Source organism: Chitinophaga sp. 05T412, assembly GCF_056396465.1.
The window spans coordinates 836,227-851,739 of the sequence record NZ_JBFTLN010000002.1; the positions used below are offsets into that span (position 1 = coordinate 836,227).

General features: G+C 41.1%; 12 protein-coding genes. 4 read left to right on the forward strand and 8 right to left on the reverse strand.

Annotated features, from left to right (window positions below):
• Together AC1DFM_RS07050 and AC1DFM_RS07055 are read right to left on the reverse strand one after the other, a co-directional pair.
• Entirely contained in the window at positions 1–3,324 is a 3,324-nt protein-coding gene (locus AC1DFM_RS07050) for a SusC/RagA family TonB-linked outer membrane protein (RefSeq protein ID WP_477075994.1), read from the reverse strand.
• A gap of 1,023 nt (positions 3,325–4,347) precedes the next feature.
• A complete protein-coding gene (locus AC1DFM_RS07055) occupies positions 4,348–4,869 on the reverse strand; it encodes a hypothetical protein (protein ID WP_477075995.1) in 522 nt (173 codons plus the stop codon).
• A 498-nt stretch (positions 4,870–5,367) separates the two neighbouring features.
• Between AC1DFM_RS07055 and AC1DFM_RS07060 the strand changes: the two genes are divergently transcribed.
• On the forward strand, positions 5,368–7,947 hold the full coding sequence (locus AC1DFM_RS07060; RefSeq protein WP_477075996.1) for a bifunctional YncE family protein/alkaline phosphatase family protein: 2,580 nt from the start codon (positions 5,368–5,370) through the stop codon (positions 7,945–7,947).
• A 181-nt stretch (positions 7,948–8,128) separates the two neighbouring features.
• Here the strand turns inward: AC1DFM_RS07060 and AC1DFM_RS07065 are convergent, their stop codons facing one another.
• The 6 genes from AC1DFM_RS07065 to AC1DFM_RS07090 all read right to left on the reverse strand — a co-directional run bounded on the left by AC1DFM_RS07065 (position 8,129) and on the right by AC1DFM_RS07090 (position 12,979).
• Positions 8,129–8,761, reverse strand: a complete 633-nt coding sequence (locus tag AC1DFM_RS07065; protein WP_477075997.1) for a hypothetical protein — start codon at positions 8,759–8,761, stop codon at positions 8,129–8,131.
• Positions 8,762–8,766: 5 nt separating this feature from the next.
• On the reverse strand, positions 8,767–9,309 hold the full coding sequence (locus AC1DFM_RS07070) for an OmpH/Skp family outer membrane protein (RefSeq protein ID WP_477075998.1): 543 nt from the start codon (positions 9,307–9,309) through the stop codon (positions 8,767–8,769).
• Between the two features lie 109 nt (positions 9,310–9,418).
• Complete coding sequence (locus tag AC1DFM_RS07075) at positions 9,419–10,255, reverse strand: hypothetical protein (protein WP_477075999.1); 837 nt, start codon at positions 10,253–10,255, stop codon at positions 9,419–9,421.
• 47 nt (positions 10,256–10,302) lie between these two features.
• Positions 10,303–11,160, reverse strand: a complete 858-nt coding sequence (locus AC1DFM_RS07080; protein ID WP_477076000.1) for a hypothetical protein — start codon at positions 11,158–11,160, stop codon at positions 10,303–10,305.
• A 176-nt stretch (positions 11,161–11,336) separates the two neighbouring features.
• The gene (locus AC1DFM_RS07085; protein ID WP_477076001.1) at positions 11,337–12,488 is read right to left on the reverse strand and encodes a type II secretion system F family protein; all 1,152 of its coding nucleotides are present in this window, start codon (positions 12,486–12,488) and stop codon (positions 11,337–11,339) included.
• A 2-nt stretch (positions 12,489–12,490) separates the two neighbouring features.
• Positions 12,491–12,979 carry a hypothetical protein gene (locus AC1DFM_RS07090; protein WP_477076002.1) on the reverse strand — a complete coding sequence of 163 codons (489 nt, stop codon included), beginning with the start codon at positions 12,977–12,979 and terminating at the stop codon, positions 12,491–12,493.
• 219 nt (positions 12,980–13,198) lie between these two features.
• Here AC1DFM_RS07090 and AC1DFM_RS07095 point away from each other — a divergent pair, with 219 nt between their 5' ends.
• The 3 genes from AC1DFM_RS07095 to AC1DFM_RS07105 are packed head-to-tail and all read left to right on the forward strand — an operon-like array spanning position 13,199 to position 15,500.
• Positions 13,199–13,918, forward strand: a complete 720-nt coding sequence (locus AC1DFM_RS07095; RefSeq protein WP_477076003.1) for a toxin-antitoxin system YwqK family antitoxin — start codon at positions 13,199–13,201, stop codon at positions 13,916–13,918.
• Positions 13,915–15,156, forward strand: a complete 1,242-nt coding sequence (locus AC1DFM_RS07100) for a hypothetical protein (RefSeq protein WP_477076004.1) — start codon at positions 13,915–13,917, stop codon at positions 15,154–15,156. Before AC1DFM_RS07095 ends, AC1DFM_RS07100 begins: the two co-directional genes overlap by 4 nt.
• Positions 15,144–15,500 carry a hypothetical protein gene (locus AC1DFM_RS07105; protein ID WP_477076005.1) on the forward strand — a complete coding sequence of 119 codons (357 nt, stop codon included), beginning with the start codon at positions 15,144–15,146 and terminating at the stop codon, positions 15,498–15,500. Before AC1DFM_RS07100 ends, AC1DFM_RS07105 begins: the two co-directional genes overlap by 13 nt.
• Positions 15,501–15,513 lie beyond the last annotated feature (13 nt).

The window sequence follows — 15,513 nt, forward strand, 5'->3', positions numbered from 1 at the left end:
TTAGAATTTAGTTTTGATAGAAATACCTATTGAGCGCTGTGCAGGTAATGCTGTTGTTCCATAGTTGCCTACACCCCAGCCGGTTCCGTTAGTTGATTCTGGTATTGAATTCGGTGCAGCTTTGTAAAGGTAAGCCACATTGTTTGCAAACACAGAAACTGACAGGCTGCTCATACGGATCTTTTGAGCAATTCTCTTACTCACAGTGTAATCGATGGCTACGTTACGCAGTGCTATGTAATCGCTTTTGAAGATTCTATCTTCAGGGAAGAAACCATTTGAAAAATAAGAATCGTAATAATAGTTATCGGCAGAAACCACTTTTGTATTTGTTTTACCATCCACATCAACACCAGGCAATATCACACCATCGTGGAAGGTAGGTCCGCCATTAGGGTTGTTACCTGCCACTTTCTTGGAATTTGCATCCAGATAATAGGCAGCTCCACCGTGTGCGGCATCTCTATATTTCAACGTTTCGCTCAATGCACCGGCAGCCATCATGTAAGTTTCTGTACCTGACAGGAAAGTAGCGCCAAACTGGTAGTCGATGTTTGCAATAAGGCKGAAACTTTTGTAGGTAAAGGAGTTGAGGATACCACCTGATATATCAGGAATTGTTTTACCAATCAATTTGGCAGTGCTCTTATAGTCGTAAGCAGAACCGGCTGCATTGACTACTTTTTGACCATTGTTCACATCGCCAGGTTTGTCATATGTGTAAGTTGACTTAGTCAGATAAAGCTGACCATATTCCTGACCAACATTCGCTACGGCGTTCACGGCACCGAATGCAGTCCATAAAGTGAGTGATGGCAGTTTACCGTCCAGTTTCTCTACTATCGTTTTACCGTGTGCAAAGTTCAGGGTCAGATCCCACTGGAAGTCTTTTGAGAGGACTGGTTTTGTCTTAATAGCCAATTCCCATCCTGTACTCATCACATCTCCGGCGTTCATACGGACATTTTTAACGCCCATTCCCGGAGGCGCAGCTACGGCCATGATCTGGTCGTAGATGTGAGATCTGTAGTAAGAGAAGTCTACACCAATTCTTCTGTTTTGGAGCAGATAAGTTTCAAAACCTAATTCAAATTCACGTTTACGTTCAGGTTTTAAATTCGGATTACCATTGGCATCCATTGGAGGAAGGTCAGTAGGAGGAGTCAACACATAACCACCACCAGTTTGAGAGGTAGTATAGTTAACGTTACTGAAATAGCGTGGGCCCGGACGACCTACTGTAGCATATGATGCTCTTAACTTGGCATAATCAAATACGGTTGGTAATTTGAAGCTTTCGCTTAAAATCCAGGATGCACTCACACCAGGATAGGGATAGCTTCTACTTTCTTTAGGCAAAATAGAAGACCAGTCATTACGGCCCTGTGCTTCTATATACACCTGATTTTTCCAGGATAACTGTACTGATCCAATTAAGCTATATAGCAAATCTTCCCCGTTTGTAAACTGGTACTGCGGCTGCACGCCTAATGGCAGGTTGTTAAATGAGAAGTAGTTAGGAATAACGAGTTGTCCATAACCATTCACAGATGCACCTTTTCCTTCTACGTAATTTTTCCTGATTACTCCACCCACAAAACCAGATAAATTAAAATCACTATTCAGTTTAGTATCGAAGTTCAGCATTCCCTGGCCGTAGGTAGTTTTGTAGATATTCGTTACATCACTATACATGAAACCACTATTAGGTCCGAGTAACTGCGGATCTAACAATTTACCTTTATATTCATTCCGCTCTGTGCTATAATCTATACCACCCATTAATGTAGCACTAAAGATATCGGTGAGTTTAATGTCAGCAGATAAAGACTGGATATTGTGTAATCTGGTGAAGGTAGATTTATTCTGGTACTGATCCCAGAGATAACCCACTACTCCTTTTCTACCATTGGAGATCAAATTTCTATTGGCTGGACTGGAAAAGAAATTATATCCATCAGGAGTCAGCAAATGTGATCTCAGTAAGCCTACGTTGATATCGGAACTAAATGCACCAATCTCCGACTGCTGGCCTTCTCCGTTCATGGTACTCAGGTTGGCCGCATTCACGTTCTGTGAAATGAAAAAGTTGCCGGTATACTTCAGCGTAATGTTAGGATTGATCTTGTAAGACGCATTCAGGCTAAAGGTATTTTTGTTAAAATTTGAACCTGGTCTGATCGGCATCATATTTAAATTAGTGTAAGAGGCGCGGAACTGACCCTGGTCGTTTCCACCGCTTACAGACACATTTGAAGTGTTCTGATGTCCGGTTTGGTAAAGATCATTATAGATATTTTTGGTCTGCGCCTGCCATGGTCTTTCTACACCATCCCACCACATCACTTTTACGCTTGGGTCAAATTTTGGTCCAAATGCCTGGGCACCAGTGCCATCACCCAATGTCGTTGACAATGTTCTTTTTCCATTCACCAGATAATATCCATCCGCATCATTCCTTGGATTGCTGGGGCTGGAACCTGTTCCATATTCAGTTTGTAATTTAGGCATAAACGCTGCACGGTCCCATGAAGTGGTGAAAGAAGCGGCTACACCCAATCCCTGGCCTTTAGTACCACTTTTGGTAGTAATCAGCAACACACCATTAGCACCTTCGCTACCATACAACACAGAGGCTTTCGCTCCTTTCAGTATTTCCATAGAAGCAATGTCGTCAGGGTTGATATCGTTAATACCTGTTCCATTATCACGATCTGTAGCACCAAAACCCATTTGCGTATTCTGGTCGTGAATGGGCACCCCATCTATCACAATCAGTGGACGTGTGGAAGAATTTTGGTCAAAAGATACCGCATTACGAATGTTGATTTTCATACCGGCGGTAGGACCGGCTGCTGTTGCAGCTACCTGTACACCGGGTGCGGCGCCGTAGAGTGCCTGTAAAGGGTTGGACGGCGTACCACTAATCATAATCCTGTCAGCATCTATTTTGGATACTGCGTATCCCAGTGCTTTGGATTGTTTTTTGATACCAAGCGCGGTCACCACTACCTCATCAGTAGTTCTTATATTAGATGCCATCGTTATCTGCATAGAAGCAGTTGCCGACAGTTCCTGTGTTACATACCCAATGTAGGAAATGATCAGCTTTGCATCTGGTTTTACATTAATAGTAAATGTACCCTGCTTGCCGGTCAGCACACCGTTGACCGTTCCTTTTTCGCCCACAGTAGCTCCTTCAAGAACGGCGCCAGTGCCATCCTTAACGACACCTGTGACCGTCATTTTTCCCTGCCCATAGGCAAAAATGCTTCCTATGCAAAAGAGCATAAAGAGCAATAGACATCTTTTGGTTGACTGCATCTTTTTTTTGTTTTTAAAATTGAATAGAACTGATTTTGGTATAGTATTTTGTCTGGAAATTTTGCCAGTAGAGATAGTAGAATACCTGCTAAACTATTAGTTGTCGATCAGACAGTAATAGCTTGTCATATACAATATGGCGCAAATTGTATATCGAACTGCATGGCCCATTCTCATTAAACATAAGGATACTCCGCTTTGTTCATGGTTTCAGTACTATAGTCAGTAATGTCGTTACCCTTTCTCCCTCGCAGTGTCCATCCTGGCCGTTGATAATGGCTGAATTTACCTGGGTACCTATCTGATTTGTTCCCTACTCATTCTCCTGATTGATATGCTTTTAACAAGGCAGTAGCTACTGCACTATCTCATAGTTCAAAAAGCAATATTTAACTGGCTTGATTTATTAAAACATGATAAAGGTGTCCCTCCTGAAGACAACATTTATCGTTCACCAACGCTACTTGATGATAGAAATATTTTAACGTGCATTTGCTTATGAATAACAAATTGATTGATTGACAAAAAATCTGGTTATTAAGTGAACTTCTGGCTGAGTGTTTAATGGAATTTAATTACTGCTGCTCCTGATTGAATTTACAGTTAGGAAATAAATTATCGTAGGTTGATATACGCTGGACGAAATATGTTGAGTAACCCTTGGTTAAACGTTTTAGCTATTCATGAAATAAAGAAATKAATCGTCTCTTCTGCTGCTCCTAATGCTTCTTTTCTTCTTTCTCAAACCTATGTAAAGTTTTCCAAGTGACGCAATTTTTTAACAACTTTTTTACAAAAATGTTAATATTGAACTATTTTTCATTAAAATAGAACCATTATTATGGTCAATTTACCTGGCCGAACAAAGCAACTATGGGTTTACGGCAGGTGTGTGAAAAAGCTATTTACTGCTAATGCACGTTACGCTATCAAACAAACGTAGTATTAATATATTCATTGCAAAGCATAGCAGCATTACGACTCCGTTTCTCCCGATTATTGCTAAACCGATTTTGTGATTTATTATGCTTGTTTTAAGTGATTAACGAGCCATGAAGCATCTTCGAAATAAGCAGGGAAATAATAAAAATGTTGCGGCATTTCACGTGTGGTGATACGGATGGTTGGGTCTATTTTATACCTATTCTTTTTACCGAGTGCTGATTGGGTAGTCCACTGCAGATCCTGAATATTGACGTCGTACACGAGGCTTTCAGACCATAGCGGCGCATAACAAATGAAACGTACTATTCCTCCCGCCTGCATTTCATATGCTGCAATCGTTTTTCTGCAGGTATTGGCGCCAATCAACGGCATTACTATAAAACCATTCACTAAAATAAGCAGCGGAATAGGAATAGCATATAACGGAATTTGCTGCCCAGCGCGTAAATAAGCCATCGCTCCAAGGAACAATACTGCCAGCGGAAACAATAATAATCCCCGTTTCTGAATAGCTATTTGCTTCGCAAAAAAGAGATGACCTGCGGTATTCATTGTATACTTCATATGATCAGATGATGCCTCATATAGCATGGTATCCATGCTATATAATTGGCTTTGTTGCTCGTTGTAATGCGGATAAAATTGACAGGAATCCTTAATAACTATTATCTTTCAATCATGCTCAAATAACACCGTACCTATCAGATAGCGTTTTCAATGAAGGTATCAGTTTCAAATATCCGGGCATGCAAAAACGGAGTTACCTGGCTAAGGTAAAGAAATCGCTGAATTCGCAACAAACACACAGCGCCTTTTAAGATCATTTTAAGGTGCTTCTAACCTGCCCCACAAARCCAGCCATGGATCTGGCGCTACAAGATAATCCCTTATTAAAAACTGCTTGAATATTGCCGATGGAACATTGGTTTTCCGACGCAGAAAGTATAACTACAAATTAACCAGTATCTTATCATTCCTAAAATTATCTTTGCAACACCTTGTTCATCCAACGTCGGGCCCAGCACTATATTTATTAAGTACGCTCCTAAACCAGGATGCGTGCTGATAACATTCATTTCAATAACTACTAAAAAAATTATGAGGACCGGTCCATCTTTTTTTCCAGGAATTATTTTTGCCGCGCTTTTACTGGCCACGCAAAACACACAGGCACAGGTGACGCCTCACAAGGATGTCAGAAAACCTGTAGATACCGCCTGGAGCCATTCCTTAGCAGGCGATAAACTGTTGGCCAATGCCCAGCTATTAAATCCGGCAGGGCAAAGTCTCAATCTGGCAAAAGGAACCCGGGTACTGAACCTGGAGTTTGCCCAGCAACAGCATATCCTCATTGCCAAAACCAACAGCCAGGTAACGATTATCGATGCCCAGGATTTTAAAACCCTCGGTAAAATCGACTATCCTGATAAAGAATCAGGATCTATGAACGGCCTGGCAGTAGACGACAACGACTCCACTATTTATTTTACCGGACTGGAAAAGAATCTATATGTAGGCAATGTGAGCCAATCAGGGAACTTTACGCTTACAAAGAAAATCGACCTATCTGCCAATAATAAAAAAACAAACCCACTGGGAATCGGATTATGTAAAAATAACATCGCCCTTGTGGCCCTGGCCATTACCAATGAAGTCGCTGTTGTTGATCTTTCTAAAGGAAAAATATTAAGCAAGATTCCGGTAGGTGTTTGTCCTTATGCTATCATTGTCAGTAAAGACAAAAAACTCGCATTCGTCAGCAACTTCGGAGGGCCACACGCCAGGAAAGGAGACAGAACAGAACAATCAGCCGGAACTGATGTTGCTGTAGATGAAAGATCCGTAGCACTGCGCGGCTCCGTAGCGGTAATCGATATTGAATCCAGAAAAAAGATTACTGAAATTACCACCCGTATCCATCCGGAATCAATGACACTATCTCCCGATGGCAAATCATTATATGTTACTGATGATAGTGGCGATGGCATCAGCGTAATAGATACCAGGACCCAGAAAGTAGTACACACCATCAACACCAAACCTGATCCCTCCCTCCCCTATGGTAGCCTGACCACCGCACTGGCATTCAGCTCCGACGGGAAAACACTTTTTGCCGCCAATGCCGGCAATAATTCCATTGCCCTCATAGATCCCCGGCATCCACAGAAAGCGCCTTATGGCTTTATTGCCGCTGGTGGCTTTCCAGGCACTATTAACATTGCCGGAAACAACTTATTCATTGGAAACGTAACTGCCGTAAAAGGAGAAATCCAAAAAGTAGCCCTTCCCGGCAATCAGGCTGAATTAAATGCTTATACCGCCGAAGCCAGCAAAGGATTCCACTTTATAGATCTGCTAAGGGCCCAGGCGATAAGTAATGCCAAAACCACTCCTAAACCTGTACCGGACAATGTGGGAGAACCCTCCTCCATTAAGCACGTGGTATATATTATCAAAGAGAATAAAAAATTTGACCAGGTACTCGGCGATTTAGGAAAGGGCAACTGCGATCCTAAACTGGTTGAATTTGGGAACGAAATAACCCCCAACACACACGCACTCGCCAAACAATTTGTGTTGCTGGACAACTACTATTGCAATGGCGTTAATTCAAGCGACGGCCACCAATGGGCCATTCAGGGAATTACCACCCCCTACCATGAAAAAGACTTCTCCAACGGACACTGTGCCTATGATTTTGGAACAGATCCTTTGTCTTATGCCGGTTGTGGCTTCATTTGGAACCACTTACTACGCAAAGGCATTTCATTCAGGAACTTTGGAGAAACAGATCTCGCTGAAATAACCAAAGGGAAAACCTGGACTGACATATATAACGCCTGGAAAAATAAAAATGACTCCGCTCAGTATAAATGTTCCTATGCCATGAAAAGCCTGGAGAAATACAGCGATTTACGCTACCCCGGCTGGAACATGAACATTACCGATCAGGTGAGGGCAGACGTATTTATTGAAGCATTGAAAGAATACGAAACAGCTGGCAACCTTCCTGAATTTATGATCGTTTACTTACCGAATGATCATACCAGCGGCTATGGTGAACAATCGCCAACTCCCCGTGCCTATGTAACAGATAATGACTGGGCAACAGGCCGTGTAGTGGAAGCACTTTCGAAAAGCTCCTTCTGGAAAGATATGGCCATTTTCATCAATGAAGATGATCCGCAAAGCGGCACCGATCACGTGGATGGACACCGCTCCTTCTGCCTCGTGGCCGGCCCCCATGTAAAACGCGATACGGTCATCAGCCACTTTTACAATCAGTCTTCTGTATTACATACCATCTGTCAGATATTCGGTGTACAACCTATGAATCAGCTGGTGGCCGCAGCGCCGCTAATGACCGCCTGCTTCAATCAAACACCTGATTACACCGGATATAACTCCCTGACACCAACGGTTGCCATTAATGAATTGAATCCCCCTAAAAACCAGATCAAAAGCAAAACCACTGCCCGGTTAGCACCATTGACACAGAAAATGGATTTTTCAAAACCGGATTTGATCGATAAAGATGCGTTGCTATTCAGTGAATATGTATGGTCTACTATACATGGCGATAAACCCTTCCCCAAGGCATATTTCGGCGCACATCAAAAGGGATTGAAAGCACTTGGTTTGAAAGTAGATCCTAAGTCTGAAGAAGATGATGATTAAGATTGTGTCGTGAGTCAACTATATCAATAATGTTTACAGATTCAAAACTACCTCAATAGTAGTTTTGAATCTGTAACAAGAATATATGCTGTATGACGTTGGAAAGTGAATAAGTCTGGGATTCTTCCCTATCCAACATATTGAACAATCGGGGTAGTAAAGAAATGGGATAAAAAATCGGTTAAAACGATAATTCCAGCGCCGGTACTTTTTTAATATCCTTCTCTGTGAACTCAAATCTAATGTCTCCTGTCTGGAAGCCACATTCATAGATATTCAACGTATACTTCTCCAAATCTTTAAGCTTATCTGTGGGGAAAACAACCATCAGGCTATTAGCAGATCCCATACCATAAGTTTGTTGAAATGCATAATCAACCATTTTAATGGTATCCTTATTGGCTGTAATGATATCAATATACTGGTTCATATTAAATGCCAGCACAGACAACATCTCGCTATACCTGGCCTGTCCTCCCAGTTCTCTGATTACTTCTTTATTATTTTTCGAGATATCTAATTTGAAATATCTATAGGGGGCGTATTTCTGCTTAATAGCCGCCAATGTTACCGAATCTTTTTTCCCCTGGCTGTTGAGTTCCTGCAATACGAGAAAATCGGATGGCTGATAATAGGCCTTAAATGCAATATCATTTATCTTTTTCTCTTTTGCCACGCCATTGGAAGGATCCTGGATATAACTGGTCAACTTATCTGCAGGCAGGATAGCTGGTCTTGTGCAGGAACTTACTCCTATGGCCATTGCCAGGAAGCAAGGGGTACAAACAATAAGATTTTTTATAGCTCTTAACACTGGAATTATTTTGATTTCCTGGAATAATCATTATTCAAATGATTTAATATCTCCTCCGTGATATCCGCACCGGTATCTGCATATCCAATGTTACCATTGTTGGCTACAAGTATAAATTTATAGTGATGTTGTTTGCCATACTCTGTGAGATAATTATTCACTTTGCTCAGCACTTGTTGGGTAAGGCGACCTTCTTCTTCTTTTGCTTTTTGTTGAATAGCTTGCTGATACTCATAAACGCGCTTCTGTCTCAGGCTCACTTCTTCTTTTGCCTTCTTCTTATCAGCATCAGATCCTTTCAATTGGGCATTGTCGTAAGTACGCATAGCTGTTTGGAAGTCCTGATTCAGTGTATCAATATTGCTCTGCCATTGCTTATTCTTTATCTCAAATTCCTTTCTCGCTTCTTCCATAGCAGTGTATTTGCTCATCAGTTTCCCACTATCTACGTAAGCTATTTTCTCACTCTTAAAAAACATCCATGACAAAATTACCAGCAGCAAAACAACAATAGCTGCTTCCAGGAATATCCTTATCTTCTTATTCATATCGAAATTGTATTTTATTATCTTTTTTGACATTACAACTATGTCCGAATAGCATCCTGCAGTATAATGCAAGACACTATCCGGATATTAATTTTGTATTAGCACTCTCCTACTTTTTCGTTGCTTCAAGTTCAGTAACACGTTGTTGCAATGCGGTATTGCTTTCCTGAAGTGCGGTTTGTTGTTTCTTGAGATCGATCAGGTAGAGGGTCAATTCTTCCACTTTTTGCAACAGACGGCGGTTCATATCTCCCAGATCCTGTCCTTCTTTTTGAACTTCTGCAGCAGAAGGCATGTCCATGAGGTGTTGGTGTTCAGTTACATATTTCTCTACCTCCTGTAATGATGGCAGATGATAGTCTTCATTGAACACATAGTCAGGCCAATTTCCCTTTAACTTTACTTTTACACTTTCAGCAACCACGCTTCCAGCTACGGCCAATTTATATCCCTTTGTATCTGCAGTTCCGATACCTACATTTTGGGTATTAGCCTGCAGGTAGATGCCAATTTCTCCGGAAAATGGATTGGCACCTGCAAAGAGCTTAAGATCTTTTGGTGTACCACCACTATTGGCAGTGGAGGCGATAAAAGCACTTTTAAAATTACCCAGCCAGGTACCTGTATTGTCAATCCCAAACTGTAAATAAGAGGCATTGGCAATATTAGAGTTATCAACCATGTCCACACAGGAATTCACGCCCCCGGCGGTACCTGTATAAGGGTTTGCCGGCTGAATTCTGATCAGGTTATTGGGGTTGTTGGCAGCCACTTCTGGTCTTACCAGGAGGGTTCCGCCCAGCCAGGTAGGGCCTTTGGTTTGTAGATTAAAAGTGGGATCCGGAGATGGAGTGTTAATATTAACCGTTGTGAATGTTCCGGTTTGTGCACGCAGGGAATTGACCATAAATAAAGGCACAAACAAAAGGGCATAAGACAATTTCATGGTAATGGATTTTAAGTATTTAAATTAAAATGCAAAAATATAGGTACTTAGGCTTGAACTGGCTCTACTAGTTGAAATAGAGGAGCCCAATTAGCAGGTTTTTTGATACGTACAGAAACTAACATAGGTTTTGTTAAATCATCTTTATCAATTAAAAATGACGGAATAACTTCTTTAGGCAGATAAAATCCGAGGTAAGCCATTCTGGCTATCCAATGCCCATGGGATACCAGCTCATAATCATCTTCACTCAACCCCATCTCCTTCAGCAACAGCTCTACGCCAATGGGAGTATACCAACGGTAAACGTGTCCTGTAAAATCTTTATAGACAAGTCCTTTGGGATAATAACCAGATACACAGGGAAAGTTACAAATCAATACTCCTCCTTCCTTAAGTATCCTCAGGCTATGAAACATAGCTTCTTTATCCCTCAAGATCATATGGAAAGAAAATTGTACCAGGAAAAGGTCATATTTACCGGTATCAATTACCCAACATTCCGAAACGTCTGCTACATATTCATGATCACCTCCCGGTGCAATATCAATTGCGTGTAATACATCAAGTCCTTCCCCATTTTGCAGTCTGTTAAGATCTGAGTAATGTTGAATTGTCTGCCTTGAATCAATCTCTATTCCGTCGCCCTTAAAATCCCTCAAATGCTTCTTCAAAAACTTATCCCAGTAATAACGCGGAAGTGGGGTGCCTAAATAAAACTTCTTTCCCGTTGGATATAAACGTAGGAATTTGAAGATGATTAAAGGTAATAATACTAAAACAAATAGCCACGAATATAACAGGAAAGATAGTATCCCCCGAATATTTTCTCTGGTTCTTTCTGAAAAGTTTTTTTGTAAAAAACTCACTATTTTTGAGCGCATGTTTAGGAATTCTTTTTTCAACTGACTGCTTAAGTCAGGCTACAGTTACTAGCCGGTTAGGTTCTTTTTAGTACAAAAAAATAGGGACAATTATTACCATTATAATTAATCCGGGAAACGTACAAATATAAATAACCCTGCTAAGAATCAAAATTTTTTCGTTGTTTATTTACAGAAAGATCTTTTACCTTTCATTATTAGAAACTTTGTCCCATTGTGAATAAGGGTAAGTACATTGCTATCAATATTATGCCTACTGCCAGCCCAAGGAAAACAATAATCAGTGGCTCGATAAAATTACTCAACAGCGCTGTTTCGTGCATCACCTCCTCGGTATACTGAATATTAATTCTTTCAAAAAAATCGCCCAACTTATTCACTTCCTCCCCTACTTTGATCATTGCAATTAGTTTGGGTGGGAAAATTGCGTGTTCACTCATTCCTGTATGCAGGCTTTTTCCTAAAAGGATACTTTCTTCGACCTTCCTTAGCGATACCTCGATCGGGTAAAAGCCAACCATCTTGATAACCAGTTGAATGGCCTGTAATACCGGCACCTTTGAAGAAATCAACAACGACATGGAATTGCACATCCTTGCGATATATATCTTAGCCACCAATTCTCCCACCATTGGTATGCGCAATAACAAACGGCTCATGCCACGGCGGTACCAAAGTTTTTTCCTGCTTTTTACCGCCCCTAACATCAATCCTCCTATTACTAACAGCCAGATACCAAATGTCTTTTTTATAGATTCAGAGACAAGCACTACAAACTGCGTCACGGCCGGCAATTCTTTGTTCCCAAATCTCTTGAAAACGTCAGCGAACATAGGAACAATGAAATTGGCCATAAAACCAATCGCCAAAATAGCTACTACTACAACTATCATGGGATATGTCAATGCGCTTACGATCTGTCTTCGTTGCTTAATTTTCTTCTGGAAAAACTGGTGCAGCTCTTTAAATACAAAAGATAAGCGGCCCGTTTCCTCTCCAATACCGGTGCTGAATATTTCATAGTCCGAAAAACAATGCTGGTCCCTCATGGCCGCAGACATCGCCTTACCGGATATAATATCCTGTTGAATAATGTCAAATATCTTTCTAAACTTTGCTTTCTTCTGTTGTTCTGTCACCAGTTTAAACCCCGACCTGATATCCACCCCCGCATCCAGCAATGTGTGCAGCTGAAGGTAAAAATCGGCTTTTATTTTATCTGGCAGCCCGGTACTGAAACTAATATCTTTCTGCCACCATGGCTCACTCCGCGTATGTTCTACTGGACTTCCTGCTGCATGCTGGTTGGCTACAGCTGGCTTTAGTTGCCTGATATCTATTCCTCCCATGATTAATTATCAGTCTCAAAATTAAACAACGCAGATTCATCATAATGCTTCGTAAATACCCAGGGATATTGCTCACCGCCTCCCAGTACAATAATACTTAAACGCCTTATGAGCGGTACTTTACGGGCATTCACCATCGTAATCTCCCAATCCGGGATATTGTACTGTATCTGGAAAGTATCAATATTTATCTCATCATCCACTCTTAAAATGTATTGCTGATTCCCGAAATAGTAGGCTACTTTTCCCTTGTCTTTTACACAAATCAATGAGTCTCCAGACTTCTCCAGCAAATGGCTGGCGTTAAAATCGCCTTCCAGTTGCCGCTTACAGGCATAGTAATCCAACATATAACCAGCCGTCTTTCCGAAACCGGTATATTGAAACATGAAAATATTCAATACCATATAGATGATACCAGAAGCAATGCCTGTTAATATCATTACAATGACTAACTCCAGAATTGTAAAGGCTTGCAGGTGCTTGACCATAGATATAGAAAGATTATCAAAATGCTATCAGGTAAACGGTGTAGCAGGTCCACAAACGATACGCTGGGTTTTCACAGCACACAAAGATTGAACTATTTTGTATAAATTCAAAAAATTCATTCCTCAACTGCCTGGAATAAATTAATAAACTTTTTTCAATTTTCACTACTTTTGGCTGCAACTTAGTTGGTGACCCTATATTATTAAAAAATCGTACCTATGTTTTCGTTACATAAGCGCCTGCTGTCATTTGTCAATTGTCACAAAAAAACATTCCTGACTCTGATGATTGGTGTCCTGGCTTCAGCCCAGCCCGCTTCTTCACAAAATCTTATCGCTTATACCAACCGGGTTACCCTTCAATCAGGGGATACCGTTATTACTTTACATGTTTTACCAAGAGATAAAAAAGTAAAACTAAAAACGGATCAATATTACTATTGGTATAGAGCACAGTCGCTCAGATGTACCCGCGGAGGATATGACGGTCAGCTACTCGATGGAGCATACATGGAGGTTTACCCGGATAAGAACATTAAAATCAAAGGTGAGTTCAAAAAAGGGTTGAAAAATAACACCTGGACAACCTGGAATCCCAAAGGAGAGTACATTAATATTACTACCTGGAAAAATGGCGTTAAAAATGGAACGTTTAAAGAATATGATAATGAAGGTATACTGCTGAGAAGCGGGGTCTATTCTAATGATTTGTTGGATGGCGATATTACTGAATATGCCCGTGATGGTAAAAGTGCTACTAAACGCTATAATAACGGGAAAGTATTTCAAAAGCCAGAAAAAAAACAGGCGGATACAACTATCGCTAAACCCGGACTGGATCGCGATAGCACGGTTACACACCATAATAAAGAGCGGGCATTGTCAAAGCAGCAAAAGAAGCATGCAACAGATTCTACCATCGCTAAACCTGGCCGATGAAAAAGCTACCGGCCGGTTCCCTTTTACTTGCAATTTTTCTTTCATTCATCATTGCGCTATTCCTGGGGCTGGTTTTATTAAGACTCTCTTATTTTTCCTCCATTAGTGCCCGTATTCACAGCAAGGAAAACTGCCAGGACTATTTCACTTCTGCCATTGCTGCTACACTAGCCGACCCCAATGTTAGTACCCATCAATACCAGGGAGACCTGCTGGGCGATTTTTCAGGGAATGCACAAATCAATATTATTAACTGGGGAATTTTCCCAATCGCTTCGGTTACAGCGAATGTTGGACGAGATACCCTGTCCCGCAGCTTCATGATGGGAAGGATGCCCGACAGCATCTTAAATGCCTGTATTTACCTTGAAGAACATAACAAACCCCTCCTGATCAGCGGAAATACCTTGCTCAACGGGGATGTATATCTTCCTAAAAATGGTATTAGTCCAACCTATCTTGACAAAACAGGTTATACCCGCGAAAAACTTTTCAACGACCAAAAATATACCAGTACCCTGATGTTGAGAGATATTTTGAATAGGGAAATACTCCGGGAATTAACCTCACTAAGCACCGGCAAACACACATCCTCCTTAACCGGCAATAATATTCATCAATCATTCGCGGATTCACTCCTAAGTATTAATGTGTTAAACAACATCTCTTCAGGCGACAATTATTCAGGCCATATCATCATCCGGTCAGATTCCATGTTAACAGTTCCCATGGGATGTACACTTAACAATGTGATACTCATAGCCCCTTATATTAAGTTTGAAAAGGGATTTAAAGGGAAGTTACAGGCCATAGCTACCGACAGCATTGTTACTGGTGAGGATTGTATATTTGACTATCCCAGTGCATTTATCTTGCTAAAAAATACCCGGATATTCAACAATGTTGCTGTTATCCGCCTGGGGAAAGGCGCTAAAATTACCGGTTGTATCCTGGGATATTGTGACAATGCAAAAGATGAAATGAAGATATATACAGAATTATGCCACGACTCAAAAGTTACCGGCGTTGTTTTTAATGATGGATTTCTTGAACTGAATGGTCAGGTTACGGGTACCGTGTTGGCTGGCTCCACGCTGCTGAAAAACGGCGCCAGCATTTATGATAATCAGCTTCACAATGTGACAATAGACCGGATAGCGCTAAGTAGCCACTATCTTGCGCCTCCGCTGTTATTCAACACACCTGCCGTAAAAAAGATACTGCAATGGCTCGACTGATAGATAAGAAACTGGAAGCATCAACAATTGTAGAAAATATTGTGGCACTTGTTATTATCACTATTGCCTTCGGAATTGGTATGACCCTCTTTTCAGGCATCGCGTATCCTATACTCGGCACCAAAAAAGAGAGAGGTAGGCTGTTGCTGAATTCCCGCATACAGGAACTATGTAAAGAGCCTGAAAAGGGAATATATACCAGCCAGGCAGGCAATATCTCTATCTCTGTTGATATCTCCCCCGATTCTTTGAATCCCTGTTTAATGCGGATTCATGGCATAGCGATCTCGGGCGCAGATACCATTGCCATCAAAAAAATACTTGTAACAAAGCATTCAAAATAAATTAATTAGCATA

What these genes read in the sequence shown, in the direction of transcription:
- AC1DFM_RS07055 (WP_477075995.1), bottom strand. Translation starts at nt 4,869, where the DNA reads ATGGATACCATGCTATATGAGGCATCATCTGATCATATGAAGTATACA.
- AC1DFM_RS07060 (WP_477075996.1), top strand. Translation starts at nt 5,368, where the DNA reads ATGAGGACCGGTCCATCTTTTTTTCCAGGAATTATTTTTGCCGCGCTT.
- AC1DFM_RS07070 (WP_477075998.1), bottom strand. Translation starts at nt 9,309, where the DNA reads ATGAATAAGAAGATAAGGATATTCCTGGAAGCAGCTATTGTTGTTTTG.
- AC1DFM_RS07075 (WP_477075999.1), bottom strand. Translation starts at nt 10,255, where the DNA reads ATGAAATTGTCTTATGCCCTTTTGTTTGTGCCTTTATTTATGGTCAAT.
- AC1DFM_RS07085 (WP_477076001.1), bottom strand. Translation starts at nt 12,488, where the DNA reads ATGGGAGGAATAGATATCAGGCAACTAAAGCCAGCTGTAGCCAACCAG.
- AC1DFM_RS07090 (WP_477076002.1), bottom strand. Translation starts at nt 12,979, where the DNA reads ATGGTCAAGCACCTGCAAGCCTTTACAATTCTGGAGTTAGTCATTGTA.
- AC1DFM_RS07095 (WP_477076003.1), top strand. Translation starts at nt 13,199, where the DNA reads ATGTTTTCGTTACATAAGCGCCTGCTGTCATTTGTCAATTGTCACAAA.
- AC1DFM_RS07100 (WP_477076004.1), top strand. Translation starts at nt 13,915, where the DNA reads ATGAAAAAGCTACCGGCCGGTTCCCTTTTACTTGCAATTTTTCTTTCA.
- AC1DFM_RS07105 (WP_477076005.1), top strand. Translation starts at nt 15,144, where the DNA reads ATGGCTCGACTGATAGATAAGAAACTGGAAGCATCAACAATTGTAGAA.